The organism is Desulfosporomusa polytropa (assembly GCF_055380075.1).
In genome coordinates, this window is record NZ_AP042400.1 from 1,381,315 (window position 1) to 1,395,724 (window position 14,410).

General features: G+C 42.0%; 10 protein-coding genes and 1 riboswitch. Of the genes, 7 read left to right on the forward strand and 3 right to left on the reverse strand.

The genetic code is table 11. From position 1 onward, the window contains the following. The first annotated feature begins 2 nt into the window (after positions 1–2). Positions 3–184, forward strand: a riboswitch (cobalamin riboswitch). A gap of 163 nt (positions 185–347) precedes the next feature. The 6 genes from ACZ449_RS08360 to ACZ449_RS08385 all read left to right on the forward strand — a co-directional run bounded on the left by ACZ449_RS08360 (position 348) and on the right by ACZ449_RS08385 (position 11,920). Next, positions 348–2,237 carry a TonB-dependent receptor plug domain-containing protein gene (locus tag ACZ449_RS08360; protein WP_464260569.1) on the forward strand — a complete coding sequence of 630 codons (1,890 nt, stop codon included), beginning with the start codon at positions 348–350 and terminating at the stop codon, positions 2,235–2,237. 79 nt (positions 2,238–2,316) lie between these two features. Next, a complete protein-coding gene (locus ACZ449_RS08365) occupies positions 2,317–2,607 on the forward strand; it encodes a 4Fe-4S dicluster domain-containing protein (RefSeq protein WP_464260570.1) in 291 nt (96 codons plus the stop codon). Between the two features lie 76 nt (positions 2,608–2,683). Then, on the forward strand, positions 2,684–3,937 hold the full coding sequence (locus ACZ449_RS08370) for an efflux RND transporter periplasmic adaptor subunit (protein WP_464261840.1): 1,254 nt from the start codon (positions 2,684–2,686) through the stop codon (positions 3,935–3,937). Further along, entirely contained in the window at positions 3,934–7,053 is a 3,120-nt protein-coding gene (locus ACZ449_RS08375) for an efflux RND transporter permease subunit (RefSeq protein ID WP_464260571.1), read from the forward strand. Before ACZ449_RS08370 ends, ACZ449_RS08375 begins: the two co-directional genes overlap by 4 nt. Positions 7,054–7,071: 18 nt before the next feature. Beyond that, positions 7,072–10,788 carry a cobaltochelatase subunit CobN gene (cobN, locus tag ACZ449_RS08380; protein ID WP_464260572.1) on the forward strand — a complete coding sequence of 1,239 codons (3,717 nt, stop codon included), beginning with the start codon at positions 7,072–7,074 and terminating at the stop codon, positions 10,786–10,788. A gap of 130 nt (positions 10,789–10,918) precedes the next feature. Next, a complete protein-coding gene (locus tag ACZ449_RS08385) occupies positions 10,919–11,920 on the forward strand; it encodes an ABC transporter substrate-binding protein (protein WP_464260573.1) in 1,002 nt (333 codons plus the stop codon). Between the two features lie 48 nt (positions 11,921–11,968). Here ACZ449_RS08385 and ACZ449_RS08390 read toward each other — a convergent pair whose 3' ends face one another. Genes ACZ449_RS08390 through ACZ449_RS08400 form a run of 3 tightly spaced genes read right to left on the reverse strand, consistent with a single transcriptional unit; the run spans position 11,969 to position 13,882 of the window. Beyond that, positions 11,969–12,370, reverse strand: a complete 402-nt coding sequence (locus ACZ449_RS08390) for a GNAT family N-acetyltransferase (RefSeq protein ID WP_464260574.1) — start codon at positions 12,368–12,370, stop codon at positions 11,969–11,971. Between the two features lie 43 nt (positions 12,371–12,413). Continuing rightward, the gene (locus ACZ449_RS08395; protein WP_464260575.1) at positions 12,414–12,998 is read right to left on the reverse strand and encodes a flavodoxin family protein; all 585 of its coding nucleotides are present in this window, start codon (positions 12,996–12,998) and stop codon (positions 12,414–12,416) included. Positions 12,999–13,045: 47 nt separating this feature from the next. Further along, a complete protein-coding gene (locus ACZ449_RS08400) occupies positions 13,046–13,882 on the reverse strand; it encodes a MerR family transcriptional regulator (protein ID WP_464260576.1) in 837 nt (278 codons plus the stop codon). 168 nt (positions 13,883–14,050) lie between these two features. Here ACZ449_RS08400 and ACZ449_RS08405 point away from each other — a divergent pair, with 168 nt between their 5' ends. Then, a complete protein-coding gene (locus ACZ449_RS08405) occupies positions 14,051–14,380 on the forward strand; it encodes a hypothetical protein (RefSeq protein ID WP_464260577.1) in 330 nt (109 codons plus the stop codon). The last annotated feature ends 30 nt before the right edge of the window (positions 14,381–14,410 follow it).

Consider the following 14,410-nt stretch of genomic DNA (forward strand, 5'->3'; position numbering starts at 1 on the left):
AATTGAATACTGATGAGACAGGTGCCTGAAAAGGCTTAATAGGGAAGATCGGTGAAAAACCGGCGCGGTCCCGCCACTGTAATGGGGAGCAAACCCAAGGTATGCCACTGAGATGATAGTCTTGGGAAGGTTTGGGTGAACTACGATCCAGAGCCAGGAGAACTGCCTGTCTGACAATCACCGATTAACCCGCGAGTGATGGGAAGGGGATTTTTAGCGATAGTTTGTTATTCTATTAACAAGCTATCAAAAGTACCGCCGATACATTTCTGGGTCAGTCCTGGAAGTGTATTTTTTTATGTTTGACAGCTATCTAAGGATAATTATATTAAGGAGAGAAAGAATTGATGAAAAAAATGAAAACGACTAAAAAAAGCAATGCTTTGCTGTATGCTATGGTGACAAGCGCGTTGTTATGCCAGCTTCCGGGGGGTGCTCAGGCTGAGGAGCAAGACCAGTTTTCTTTTGATCAGGTGGTGATTACGGCTAATCGCGTGCCAACAAAAATATCGGAAACGGCAGCGAATGTGACAGTAATCACCAGTGAAGAAATTGAGAAAGGAAATTATCACAATTTAGGAGATATATTAAAGCATACTCCCGGGGTGAATATCGGGTCATATGGTAATCCAGGCAGTATTAGCGCTCCTTTTATCAATGGCAGTGAACAGGTTATTGTTTTGATTGATGGCCGGCGAATGAACATGCCGAATGGCATTGGCGGCTTTGGCTCGGCAACTACTAACTTGACAGGTCTTGTAGGTACTGAAAATATTGAACGTATTGAAATTGTAAAAGGTGGGAGATCAGCCTTATATGGTGCGGATGCTGTTGGCGGCGTAATTAATATCATTACCAAAAAGGGTGAAAAAAACCAGACCACTGTCAAGGTTTCTGGCGGTAATTGGGATAGTCGCAATTTTTCAATGACAAATCAGGGAAAAGATGGTGACTTTAGTTGGTATTTTAGTGCTGATAAAAAACATTTAGGCAATTATACCGATGGCAGTGGTAAGACTGTCGATTATACAGGTGTTGATCAAAATGCGTATACCCTGAGGCTGGATAACAAGGTGGGCAACGGTGATTTGACAGTATCCTATGAATATTTTAATGACGAAAATGAAAGTGAAGCTGCGGATGAGTATGACAAGATCAGGCAGCACAATTGGGATATTACTTACAGAGAAAGCACCTCAGCCACTACCGATTACCAAGTAAAGGTCTACCAGAATGCTTCTCACCGGTTTAGTGAAAGCTCTGATAATGATGTAAGAATTAAAGGATTTAATTACCAAATTAATTCAAAACTTGGTGATAAGCATACGTTGTCCTCAGGAATTGACTGGCGTAAGGATGAAATCCAAAGTTCATCTTATGGCAATAAGGATAATACCGTAAAGGGGCTTTACCTTCAAGATAGATGGGATATAGCTGAAAAATTTAGTGTAACTCCGGGCTTTCGTTACGATGATAATGGTGTATATGGCAAGAGTTCGACTCCACATGTTGCGGCAAATTATAAAGCCAGTGAGAGAACTACTTATTACGCATCATGGGGAGAGGTATTTCACGCTCCGCGGTTTGATGATTTGTACTGGCCGCATCAGGTAAGCACCTATGGTTCGAAGACCTATACCTATGATGGCAATCCTGATTTAAAGCCGGAAACCGGCTGGAGTATGGAAGTAGGTATGAACCACAAATTTGATGATACTACCGAAGGGAAGATCGCATATTTTAAACGTAAATTGTCAGATGCCATTACCTGGAAGGATATTGGCACAAATGTAAACAACCAACATTGGATACCGTCAAATGTCGATAAACAAAAAGCCGATGGCATTGAACTTCAGGTAAGTAAACAGTTGACTCCTGTACTAAAAGGATTTATCGGATTTAACTATGTGGATGCCCAAAATAAAAGCGGCAGCGCGGCCTATACTCAAGACACCAATATTCCTAAAAAGACCTGGAATATTGGTGTATCCTACGCGGATGAAAAAGTAAGTGTTGATGTTAAAGGCACAGCGGCATTTGATAGAACAGACCCTAAATACTACAATTATATCGAGAAAAGTTATTGGGTATGGGATGCTGATGTCAATTGGAAATTAAGTAAGGAATATACGACCTTTCTTACTATTAATAATATTTTTGATAAGTATTATGACGGTTATGCCAGTTATCCGCGTGGTGGGCGTAATTATGTACTAGGGGTAAAAGCTGTATTTTAATGGACAAACTTTGCCAAAATCGTTAATTAGGCATATTAGTTGGCGGTTATTGGTAATTTGCGATGAAAGGGATATATGTATGAATAACAAGGAAATAAAACTCCACAAAAAGCGGGAGCTTACAACTGCCAGGGAACTGATTGACTGGTATCCGACGGTTGACGAGTCACGCTGCCAGGGATGCAAAATTTGTTTTGATTTTTGTCCTAAAAAGGTATACGAATTTGACGAAGCAAAGCAAAAGGCAGTGGTTGTCAATCCTTACGAGTGTGTTGTATTATGCAGCGGTTGTCTGCCAAAATGTCCGCAGCAGGCAATTTCTTTTCCTAAAAGAGCAGACTTTGAGCATTTTGTCCATTATCTTCTCTGAGCCGGATTTAACAGTTTTCCAAGCTGACTACCGTCATAGCTGGCAGTTTGAATGAATGGAGTGAACAACTTTGAAAATGAGAAAAATTCTTAACAGCAGAAAACGCTGGCTGATGTTCGGAGTTGTGGTGGTTGCTGTAGTTTGTTTCGGAGCTATGCTGTTTTGGAAAACCCATAATACTGGTGCAGGGAATATGGCTAAGACTAGTGCAGTAAAACCATTGGTTACAGTAGAGACTGTTTTGCGGCAGGATATGTTGTCAAGGATTGTATTAAGCGGCCAGACAGTAGCGGCAGCACAGATCGATATTGCGCCCAAGTATAAGGGATATATTACAAAGGTTGCCGTTGAGTTGGGGCAGTTAGTAACTGCCGGGCAAGTGCTGGTTGTGCAGGATACTCTGGATATCGAACTATCTATTGCGCAGACAACAGCAGCTATCCAGCAGGCTAGTGCCGAAACCATTGAAACAAAAGCCGCTTATGAAGCTGACTATCAAAAAGCTGAGGCTAATTATGAGCGAAATTTTGCTAATTATCAGCGTTATGAATCCTTACATAATAGTGGCGCTGTTTCCCGTGAGGCACTTGATATCGCGAAACAACAAATGATTAATACCAAGGCTGTTTTGGCGGCTTTGCAGGAACAGGCGATGGACAGCGGGATTCCCGCCGTATTGGCAAGTAAGCAGGCTGCACTGGCTAAGGTCAGATACAATCTGGAAGCTTTAGAAAAACAGTATGAAGATCGGATATTGCGCGCACCACGGGACGGTATTATCGGTTACCGGCAGGCAGAAGCGGGGGCCTTTGTCAAGGCAGGTCAAAAACTACTGACTGTTGTCGATAATGGCAGTAACTACATTGAATGTCAGGTCTCTGAACAGAATGCCGCCCAAATCCGTACAGGTATGCAGGTGAAGGTGACTATTGATTCGTTGGGGCAGGACTATCCTGGCACGATTATTTATGTGAGTCCGGCAAGTGATGCCAAGACGCAGGCTTTTACTGTCAGGCTGGCGCTTACGCAGGGAGAATCGGCGATTAGAAGCGGTATGTTTGCTCATGCTGATATTACAGGATTACTTAGACCGCAGACTTTATTTGTTGCCAAAACGGCTATTTTAGAAAAAAACGGCAAGAAATATGTGTTTGTAATTAATGATAATAATCAAGCTGAACAACGCCTGGTGACAACCGGACAACGCAATGATGATTCTGTGGAGATTCTTACAGGCATTAACGATGGGGAGCGCGTGGCGGTCAGTAATATAGCCCGCCTTAAACAGGATACGGTGGTTGAAACGGAAGAACGAGGAAAATCCTTATGAATATTACTCGCTTTTCCATTCAACGTCCTGTGGGCATAACAATGATTGTTATGTTATTTGTGGTGCTTGGTTTATATAGCTTCTTTCACATCGGGGTTGAGTTATTGCCGGCACTAAATAATCCCTATTTCTCCATATCAGTTGAATATCCCGGCGCCAGTGTGGAGGAAGTTGAAGAAAGTGTTATTAAACCTTTGGAGAAGGAACTGGCTTCACTGACTCATCTACAGAAAATTCTTGCAATAGCTAAGCCGGAAAAAGCTACGATTGTATTAGAATTTGACTATACGGCCAATGCCGATATTGCGTCCATTGATGCGTCTAAGGCGATCAACCGGGTACGCAAAAATCTGCCAGATGAGGTCGATGAGCCTGTGATAATCAGGCGGGACGCCAACGCTGAGCCAATTATGGAAATTGCGGTAAAAGCCAAATATACGTTGTCTGATATCTATGGCAAGGCTGATCAGATTTTTAAAGAACGGTTGCAGCGGGCTGATGGTGTTTCTGATATTACAGTTGGCGGCGGCCGTGACCGGGAAGTGGCCGTTTTAGTTGACCGCGATAAATTAGCATTGTACAATTTGTCGCTAGATCAGATTGCAAACCGCATTGAAGAAAATAATCTGTTGCTGCCTGCTGGTTCGGTACACACAGATATGATGGAAAGTGATGTGCGTTTGGTCGCCCGTTACAATTCACCAGATGAAATTAAGCGAGTATATCTTCCTAATGCGAACGGTGCAGCTGTGCCGTTAACTGAGATCGCGGAGGTAATTGAGCAAGACAGTCGTGTAAGCCGTTATGCCAGGGTAAACGGGGATGATACGGTTTCTTTGAAGGTGTATAAAAACAGTGAGGCCAATATTGTCAATACTGTGAAGGCTGTACAAGTGCAACTGGCAGCGCTGCGCAGCGAATATCCAGAATATCAGTTTATAGTGGTGGCTAATGACGCTACTTATATTGATAAATCCTTGAAAAATACACTGACTGCGTTGGTCGAGGGCATAATTACTACTGGTTTAGTACTGTTTTTGTTCCTGCGCGGCTGGCGTTCAACAGTTGCGGTCATGATTGCGATACCTACTTCGTTAATCTCAACTTTTTTGGTTATGTATGCGGTAGGATTTACCTTTAATATGATGTCTTTAATGGGTATGGCGTTATGTATTGGGATATTAGTTGATGATGCGATTGTTGTGCTGGAAAATATTCACCGGCATCGGCAGATGGGAAAAATGCCGGCAGTAGCTGCTGAAGAAGGACGCAATGAAATTGGTATGGCCGCGATTGCGATGACCTTGTGCGATGTGGTCGTATTTTTGCCGATTGCCTTTATGACCGATATGACTGGTCAGTATTTTCGCCAATTTGGTTTAACGATTGTATTTGCCACGTTGTTTTCGTTGTTCATATCATTTACGCTGACGCCTATGCTGGCCTCACGTTTATTTGTCGCCGGGGCTGCGCCTGCGCTGACTTCAGGAAAAATATGGGCGTTTATGGACAGGCTAGAAACAGCAGCAGTTAAAAACTACGAGAAGCTGTTGTGTTGGAGCCTAGATCATGGTAAGCGGGTAGTTGCTGCTGTCCTTGTTTTGTTTATTGCTACTATTTTGTTGCTGCCAACAGGGATTATTGGCGCCGAGTATATGCCACTGACAGATGAAAGCAGCTTCCAGATCTCTGTTGAATTACCAATAGGTCAAAATCTAGAGATGACAGATGCGGTAGTGAATGAGTTGGAACAGTATATACTGACAATCCCGGAAGTGACTTATTGTTTAAGTGATATAGGTTTGGTCAGCAGCAACAAAGCCAAGCTGACTGTGCAGCTTGTTGGTAAAAGAGAACGCAGTCGCAGCGTTTGGCAAATTACTGATGCAACCCGAAGTTTTGCCAAAAATAATCTTCCTCAAGCAGCGGTACGAATTTCTGAAGCAAAGTCATCGGTGGCTGGTATTTCGACAGGTGGCGGCGAAGAGCATTCCTCGCTATTGATTTATTTGCTGGGGTCAGATATGGATAGTTTGGTTAAATATTCCTATAAAATGCAAAAAATACTGACTAAGGTTACAGGCACTAAAGATATCCGGAGTAACTACCGGGTAGGGGTTCCTGAATTCAAACTAACAGTGGACAGAGACCGGATGAAATTTTTCAATACCTCGGTGCAGGATGTTAAGGAAGCATTTTCTGGCGCTATTAGTGGGAAAAAGGCTGGCGTACTGCCAAATGACAGCCAAAATAACGGGCGGGATACAGATATTGTTGTTCGGCTCAAGGGCAGTGATAATTTTAGACCCTCTGACCTGATAACCATTCCAGTTAAGGCTGATAATAAAACGGTATTTTTGGGGGATATAGCCCATATTGAAGAAAGCGTTGGACCTACAGGTGTTACCCGAATTAATAAGCAGCGCACTGTTATTGTACAAGCCAATGTAACTGATCGTCCGTTAAATGAAGTGGTGCAAGAATTGGAAAGTTTAATTAAGCAAGAAGGGTTGCCTGAGGGCGTGACCTACCGTTTGGGTGGTCAGGCGGCTAATATGGGGAGCAGCTATGGTGAAATTATCCAGGCATTACTCTTATCCCTGCTGTTGGTATATATGCTGCTGGCTGTACTGTATGAATCGGCCTTCACCCCCATGATCCGGATGTTATCATTACCGTTAGGCTTAATAGGAAGCTTGCTATTGCTCCTATTTACCAATAATACTATTAATGTCTATTCGCTTATTGGTTTTTTAGTCATGGATGGACTGGTGGCTAAAAACGGCACGTTGCTGCTTGATTATACGCTGACACTAATGGGGCGGGAGATGAGTGCTTATGAGGCATTGCTGGAAGCCGGTAAGACCCGCCTGAGACCTATCTTTATGACCACCATTACCATGGTGGTTGGGATGCTGCCCACTGCCTTGTCCTTAAGTGAAGGGGCCGAGACGCGGGTAAGTATGGCCTGGGTAATCATTGGGGGATTGCTGTCATCTACGGTATTTACTTTGTTTATTATTCCGATTGTTTTCCTGTTTTATGATCGTTATCCTATACAGACTTGGTTTTCAGGTGCGTGTAGCTGTGTGAAAAGCTGGACAAGTTCTAAATGAAGAAGGGGAGTGAATGTGATGGGGAAAATGATTTTTGTCGTTAATTCAGATATTCGGTATACTTTGTTTGCCAGAGGGAAAATAATGGCTGAAAATGAAGGCCGTTTTCCGGGCGAAGGGGAAATTTATATTGTTGAGAAGGAGGCTGTCTGGGACGCGGAATGGGAGCAGAAGCTGACTGGCGCAACAGTTGTCATTATGAACTGGATGGGGCTGGGAATCGATGTGCCGTTTTTCAAGGGTGCTCGCCGCTTTTTTCGGCAGCATAACATACTCTATAAAATCACAGCCGGTGATGAGTCTGAGGAAAAGGATTCGGTTGGGTTTACTGCTGAGGATCATCAACTGATCGAAGCATATGAAACCTATGGCGGCATAGAAAATTACAAAAATTTATGGCTGTGGCTGTTCCAACGTTTTGCGCAGGCTTCTTGTCAGGTTGAGCCGCCAAGGCCGCTGCTTTGGAACGGGATTTATCATCTGCGGGCGCAAAAGGTATATACTGATTTGGCGGAATATGAGCAGGATTTCTGTCAGTCGGGTCGTCCAACAATCGGACTTTTATTTTATCGCAATGAGTGGTTGATGGATAATCTTGCTTATCAAAGTGCGGTAATTGAGGAATGTGAGCGGCAGGGCTTTAATGTTGTTGCTGTGTTTAGTCATGGTGTTGCTAAGCCTGAGCTGGGTGCGCCAGGCTTGGAAGAAGCAATCCGTAATTATTTTATGAAAGATGGCAAGACATGGATTGATGTCATGATTAATACGATGAAGTTCTCCTTGACGGCTTCCGGCGCGCTTGCTTATTCTGTATTAGAAGAATTGAACATTCCGCAGCTACAGGCATATACACTCTTGAGTCCGACCGAGGAATGGCGGGAAAGCATCGAAGGCCTGTCGGCAATGGAGGTTTCCATCAGCATTACCCTGCCGGAATTCGATGGGATGATTCATGCCATTCCTATTTCTGGTAAGCATAAGGATGACGATGGTATGGTCAGCTATGTGCCGATTTCGGAACGGATTAATCTCCTGGTGCGACGGGCGGGTAAGTGGGCGGCTTTGCGGCATAAACCGAATGCCAAGAAAAAAATTGCGATTATTTTTCATAATTATCCGCCGAAAAATTCGAATATTGGTACAGCATTTGGCATGGATTCGCCGGAAAGCGTACGCCTGCTGTTGGCAGCTATGCAGGAGCAGGGATATACGATTGACCATATTCCAGAGGATAGCAAAAGCTTTATGGAAGAAGTTATTCGCTGTGCGACAAATGATCGCCGGTTTATGACTGATGAACAGGTTCAACAAGCGATTGGCAAAGTAAGTAAGGACGAATATCAACTGCTTTTTGATACATTTTCGGCTAAGGTAAAAACACAGATGATTGATTGCTGGGGTGAGCCAATCGGCAAGGTATTCAATTATGATGATCATTTGCTGATTCCAGGGATAAAAAACGGCAATATTCTGATTACTGTCCAGCCACCGCGTGGTTTTGGTGAAGACCCAGGCAAAATTTATCATTCGCCTGATTCATCGCCGACCCATCATTATTTGGCCTATTATTATTGGCTGCGGAATATTTGGCAGGCTGATGCAGTTGTTCATGTGGGGACACATGGTTCTTTGGAATGGTTGCCAGGTAAAGGGACAGGCTTATCCTATGATTGTTACCCAGATATTTCAATTGGCGACCTGCCGGATATTTATCCGTATATTGTCACAATTGTAGGCGAAGGGGTACAGGCAAAACGTCGTGGTGCGGCCTGTCTGATTGACTATCTGACGCCACCGATGAGCAATGCCGGTACCTATGATGAGCTAGAGGAATTAGAAAAGCTGGTTGATGATTATTGCCATTTCCAAATCAATCAGCCGGAAAAAGCCGAAAGCGCGATTCCATTGATTCGGGAAAAAATCGTGGAAGCGCATTTGGAACAGGATATTGCCCAGGGTGCGGAGGAAGATTTCGACGCGTATGTCGGCAGAATTCATGAGTATGTGACTGATATCAAGAATATGCAGATACGCGTTGGTCTGCATATTCTTGGCAATCCGCCGCAGGGCGAGGTTTTGCGGGAATATCTGTTGGCATTAACGAAAATCGAGAATGGGCAGGTGCCTTCACTGGCACAGACGCTGGCAAAAAAAGACGGCTATGATTATTACGAGCTTTTAGAAAACAGTGCGCAAATGGTGGCAGGCAAAAGTATCACCTACGGCTGTATGGCAGACCGTATTCGTGAGGCAAGTGCAGAAATTATGGAAGCGTTAATGGAGCGGGATTTTGAGGAAGAGGCAGTAGAAGATTTGTTTAAGCTGCGTGATTACGGACAAATGGTGACAGCTTTGCAGGAAGATCTGCGTGCTGTCTGCCGGTATGTCTGCACTGATATTGCGCCGAATCTGGGTAAGACAGTACAGGAAATGACGAATACGCTGCGGGCGCTGGACGGTGAGTTTATCGAGCCTGCACCGGCTGGTGCGCCGACGAGCGGCAGGGCGGATGTTTTGCCGACAGGACGAAATTTTTACGGGATTGATCCTCGTCTGCTGCCGACGAAGCTTGCTTGGGAAACAGGTAAAAAGATGGCCGATGCGGTGATCCACGATTATATTTCGGCAGAAGGCCACTATCCTGAGTCGATTGGAATTATCCTCTGGGCTGGCGCTAATATGCGTACCCATGGCGAATGTATCGGACAATTCTTGTATTTGATGGGTATCCGTCCCATCTGGCAGAGAGGCAGTGGCAGGGTTATTGGCTTGGAGGTAATGTCGATTGATGAGCTTCAACGGCCAAGAATTGACGTTACCGGGCGGCTAAGTGGTCTGCTTAGAGACAGTATGCCTTGCGCGGTTGCATGGATGGATAAAGCGGCACAGATGGCGGCAGAGCTTGAGGAAAACCCGGAGATGAACTATGTGCGTAAGCATGTAATAGAGGATTCTCTCTATCTTGAGGAACAGGGGCTTAGCGCCGCAGAGGCCAGGAAGCAGGCAGAGTACCGCTTGTTCGGCTGCCCGCCAGGGGGTTATGGTGCCGGTGTCGCCAATGTATTAGAAGAGAAAAACTGGGAAACGGTTGATGATCTGGCGAAGGTCTATGTACGCTGGGGTGCGCATGTTTATGGAGAAAAGGAAAACGGTGAATATCTGCCGGAGTTGTTCAAACGGCGGCTAAGCACAATTGATGCGACAATTCATAATGAAGATAACCGGGAGATCAGCATACTGAATTCGGATGACTTCAACTCGTATCATGGGGGCATGATTGCTTCGGTACGCAGTCTCCGGGGAAAAGCGCCGCGTTCCTATTGTGGCGACAGTACAGATAAGAGTCATGTCGTGATGCGCAGTTTGCAGGATGAAATTAAACGGATTTTCCGTGGTGAAGCGATGAATCCGAAGTTTACCGAAGGCATGAAGAAGCATGGCTATAAGGGTGCATCAGATTTGGCGAACTATGTAGCCCATAGTTATCAGTGGGATGCGACCAGTGAAGTCATGGAAGACTGGATGTATGATCAATATGCCAAAAAATATGCGCTTGATCCGAACATGCAGGAATGGATGCGAGATGTTAATCCGTGGGCGCTGCAAAGAATTGCCGAATCATTGCTGGAAGCACAGCAACGCGGTATGTGGAACACGACAGCTGAAATGGTCAAGGAGCTACAGAATATTTATCTTTCTATTGAAGGAGAGCTTGAAGAACGCAGCGACGGTTAAGCAATTTTATTGTGAGAGTTCTAATTTTGAGTAAATATTTTTAGGCATGGGCTATTGCCATGCCTAATTTAATATGTAAAAAAACATACATTGCAGAAAAATATTAAATTATATTAAGGAGAAGAGGGATATGCCCTATAAGATTAAATGGTTCATCAATTTAGTTATTCTTGTATTCTGTGTGATTTCTTGCGGATGTATGTTGCAGCAGGAAAAGCCTGCGTCCCGGTCTGCTGCTGTATCAACCGCCTATGAAGTAGTTGATGATGCTGGTAACATCATTCAAATGCAGGCTAAGCCGCAACGTATTTTAACAACACACTTTCACTTGGATACAATGCTGCTTGGACTCGTCCCGCCGGAACGATTGGTTGCTATTACCCCGCTTGCTTCAGATCCTGGAATTTCCTATATGGTTGAAGAAGCAGAAAAGATTACGTATAAAATAGATAATCCATCCCTTGAAGCAATAATCATGCTCAAACCGGATTTAATCATTACCCGTGATGGTACCAGTGAAGAACGACTTCAGGGATACCGGGATTTAGGAATTAAAGTATTTATTTCTAAAATGCCGTTAAGCATAGAGGAGATGAAGAAGAGAATGGTGTCGTTATCCTTAGTTGTTGGCGAACAGAAAGCCGGAGAACGTATTGTACAACAGATTGATGCGGATTTGCTAGAAATCGAAACTATCTTATCGAAGCTGAAACAAGAAAAGAAACGAGGTTTTCTTGTTTCACAAATGAATACTTATGGCGGTAAAGGCTGTATGTTTGATGATATTTGTACCCATGCCGACATAATCAATGCGATTGCCGATATGGGTATTCCCAATGGCCAGCTCATTAGCAAGGAGTTGATGGTAAAATCAAATCCGGATTTTTTTATTCTTTCCGGAAACCGTGAGATGTTGAGTGATAATGCAAAAGAATATCGGAAAGAATTTTTGAATGATTTGGCATTACAACATCTAAAAGCTTTTCAGAATGACAGTATTATGTATATTCCGGACAGATATATTTATGTATCAAATCAAAATTGTGTTTGGGCAATTAAAGGAATTGCTAATGCAGCTTACGGAGATTTATTTGATATGAAAAATGAAGGACTCATTAAGGGGTATTTATAATTATTTGCTGCGAGTGTTTCTACAAGTTTAGATTTGCCATTACGCTTGTTAGTCAATTAAACTTTTTCGTACAAGAATAGCATTAGGATGTTCCCATCCTAGCTTTTTGTAAAAAGGTTCTGCGGTTTTCCATACATCCGCAATAACTAACTCACATTTCCTTTTTTTCAATATAAATTCAACATGCTCGATAAGATTCCTAGCAATTCCTAAATTTCGCGACTGCTCAGACACGGCAAGTTCTGCAATATATGCTCTAAATCCAAAATCAAATGCAAAGATAACTCCGACAATTTGCGAGTTTAACTCATATACAAAAGAAAGTCCTGCTGAAGCAGTAAGCGCTTTTTCTATTGTATCTTCGGTCCAACTTTCATGCCAAAAATTAAGTATTGATTGCATTAAAATTTTTGTAGACAATAAATCTTCTTTTTTCATCTTTCGAATCATAAATTCACCTCTAAATGCCGCCCAAAAATTTAGATTTCGTACGCTAAGGATTAATGAGCAAGTTGTATCCGTGTAAGTCATTTAATTTCAATGCTAATTTATGAGCTTTACTTAAAGCCAAAGCATCTTCCTCTGCAGATATATCATTTGTGCGAAGAGTGTACGTACTACCAATTAACTTTGTATTTGTATGTCTAAAAATAATGTTTGCACTTTCTGTTGCACGTTCTAAATTTTTTGTATCGCCACCTGCTGAAAGTACTAACACACCTTTTTTCTCTTTGAGTTTAAATTCTTTGTTTTTACGTATACATCTTGAAACGTAAAATAGCTGTAATCTGCTGGCAAAGTTTAGAAGTTGACCTGTAAGTTCAGAGAAATATATCGGCGATGCTAATATTATATTGTCAACTTCATGCAGAAGCTTATACACCTCCTGCATACCATCATCTGTACAACACTCAGCGTGATTCCAGCAATATCTACAATCCATGCAGGGACTTATATTATCGTGATAAGTATGAATAATCCTTACTTCTCCGTTAAGATATTTTATCATTTCGTTCACTAAAGTCATTGCATGTCCGTTTTTTCTTGGCGAACCATTAATAACTAGTGTTTTCATCATATACTCCTTGTCATAAAGTATTAGTTAAAAGGGAGAAGATATATGTATTAGGAAGCGTATTCAACTTGAAAAGAAATTTGGTTGATATATGTTTTTGTGTCCTCAGTGATCCAATGGTTTTTTAGCGGCAAAACATAGACATTACTGATAATTATTAGACGATTGCGCTGAATAAAGTCCAGAATTTCTTTATATATAGATGTTGCTTTTTGATAATAAGTTCCTTCAAAGCGGATTGTTAAGTACAATCCTTCGGGCCGAACGAAGCAGTACTTCTTGGAAAAAGGATGAGAAACCGGTGTGAAATATTGCAGTGTTTTATTAAATTTTTCTGCAAAAAAATCATCTTTACCGACAATCCAACCAGTAGTAAATTCTTTAAAATGATTTTTTGAAAATGCTGTTTGATTATGTCTGGATAGAATCTTGATTCGCTCTCTTAGTGATGTGTCTTCAGTCAAAAATTCACTGACAAATAAAATTTTTTCTTGCTGAAAATTTAATTGAATTTGATTTAAGCGGGTTTTGCGGATTTTTTCTATCATTTTTAACGAGGATTGCAAACTAGTTTTAAGTTTTATTGTTTCTTCGATAATTTTATTGCATTCTCTTTCTTTTTCTTGGAGAATCTGCTCAAAATTTTCAAGACTGCGATTATGGAGATAATTTTTTATATCTTGAATGGAAATATTTAATTTTCGCATATTGAGAATAATTTCCAGTACGAGATATTGAGAAACAGAATAAAAGCGATAGCCGTGTTCATTTACAAATGCAGGGATCAATAATTCGTTTTTGTCATAGTAAAGTAATGTTTGCTTGGGAATACCATAGAGAGAAGCCAGTTCTCCCGCAGTAATGTAGTTTTCTTTTTCATTCGCCATATGTCATATTTCTCCTATATATATGTATTAGGCATACATGGATAAGTTGACAAGCATAATATCTGAGATGATTAGATTATATTATATTTAAGAGCAGATTGCTATTGACTGTATGACTACTATATAGCGTAGAATAAACAAAAAGATAAATTTTAATGAGGTGGAAAAATGATTACTGAAAAAAAACATCCTGAATATGAACTTCCCAATGATCCACATGCGAAGCATCGTCATGAAAGTGCAATGAAACATGTTCAATTTGCTAAAGAAGCAGGAAAATCTTCGGAAGAGATTCATGAGATTTTTCATAAAGTAATGAATTTTGACCCTAGAAATACAGAAAAAATTCCGCAAGATGAGGCCCACAAAAAATATCGTTATGCAGTAATTCATGCCCAAAAAGCAATAGAAAACGGTAAAACTCCGGAAGAAGCGCATAAAATATTCCATACTATTACCTCTGGAAATACCGAAGGACATGGTCATCATTCAAAATGATAGTATAGCAAGCTTAACGGAGAACGTGTA

Coding starts and splice junctions, on each gene's coding strand:
- ACZ449_RS08360 (WP_464260569.1), top strand. CDS start 348: ATGAAAAAAATGAAAACGACTAAAAAAAGCAATGCTTTGCTGTATGCT.
- ACZ449_RS08365 (WP_464260570.1), top strand. CDS start 2,317: ATGAATAACAAGGAAATAAAACTCCACAAAAAGCGGGAGCTTACAACT.
- ACZ449_RS08370 (WP_464261840.1), top strand. CDS start 2,684: ATGAGAAAAATTCTTAACAGCAGAAAACGCTGGCTGATGTTCGGAGTT.
- ACZ449_RS08375 (WP_464260571.1), top strand. CDS start 3,934: ATGAATATTACTCGCTTTTCCATTCAACGTCCTGTGGGCATAACAATG.
- cobN (WP_464260572.1), top strand. CDS start 7,072: ATGGGGAAAATGATTTTTGTCGTTAATTCAGATATTCGGTATACTTTG.
- ACZ449_RS08385 (WP_464260573.1), top strand. CDS start 10,919: ATGCCCTATAAGATTAAATGGTTCATCAATTTAGTTATTCTTGTATTC.
- ACZ449_RS08390 (WP_464260574.1), bottom strand. CDS start 12,370: ATGATTCGAAAGATGAAAAAAGAAGATTTATTGTCTACAAAAATTTTA.
- ACZ449_RS08395 (WP_464260575.1), bottom strand. CDS start 12,998: ATGATGAAAACACTAGTTATTAATGGTTCGCCAAGAAAAAACGGACAT.
- ACZ449_RS08400 (WP_464260576.1), bottom strand. CDS start 13,882: ATGGCGAATGAAAAAGAAAACTACATTACTGCGGGAGAACTGGCTTCT.
- ACZ449_RS08405 (WP_464260577.1), top strand. CDS start 14,051: ATGATTACTGAAAAAAAACATCCTGAATATGAACTTCCCAATGATCCA.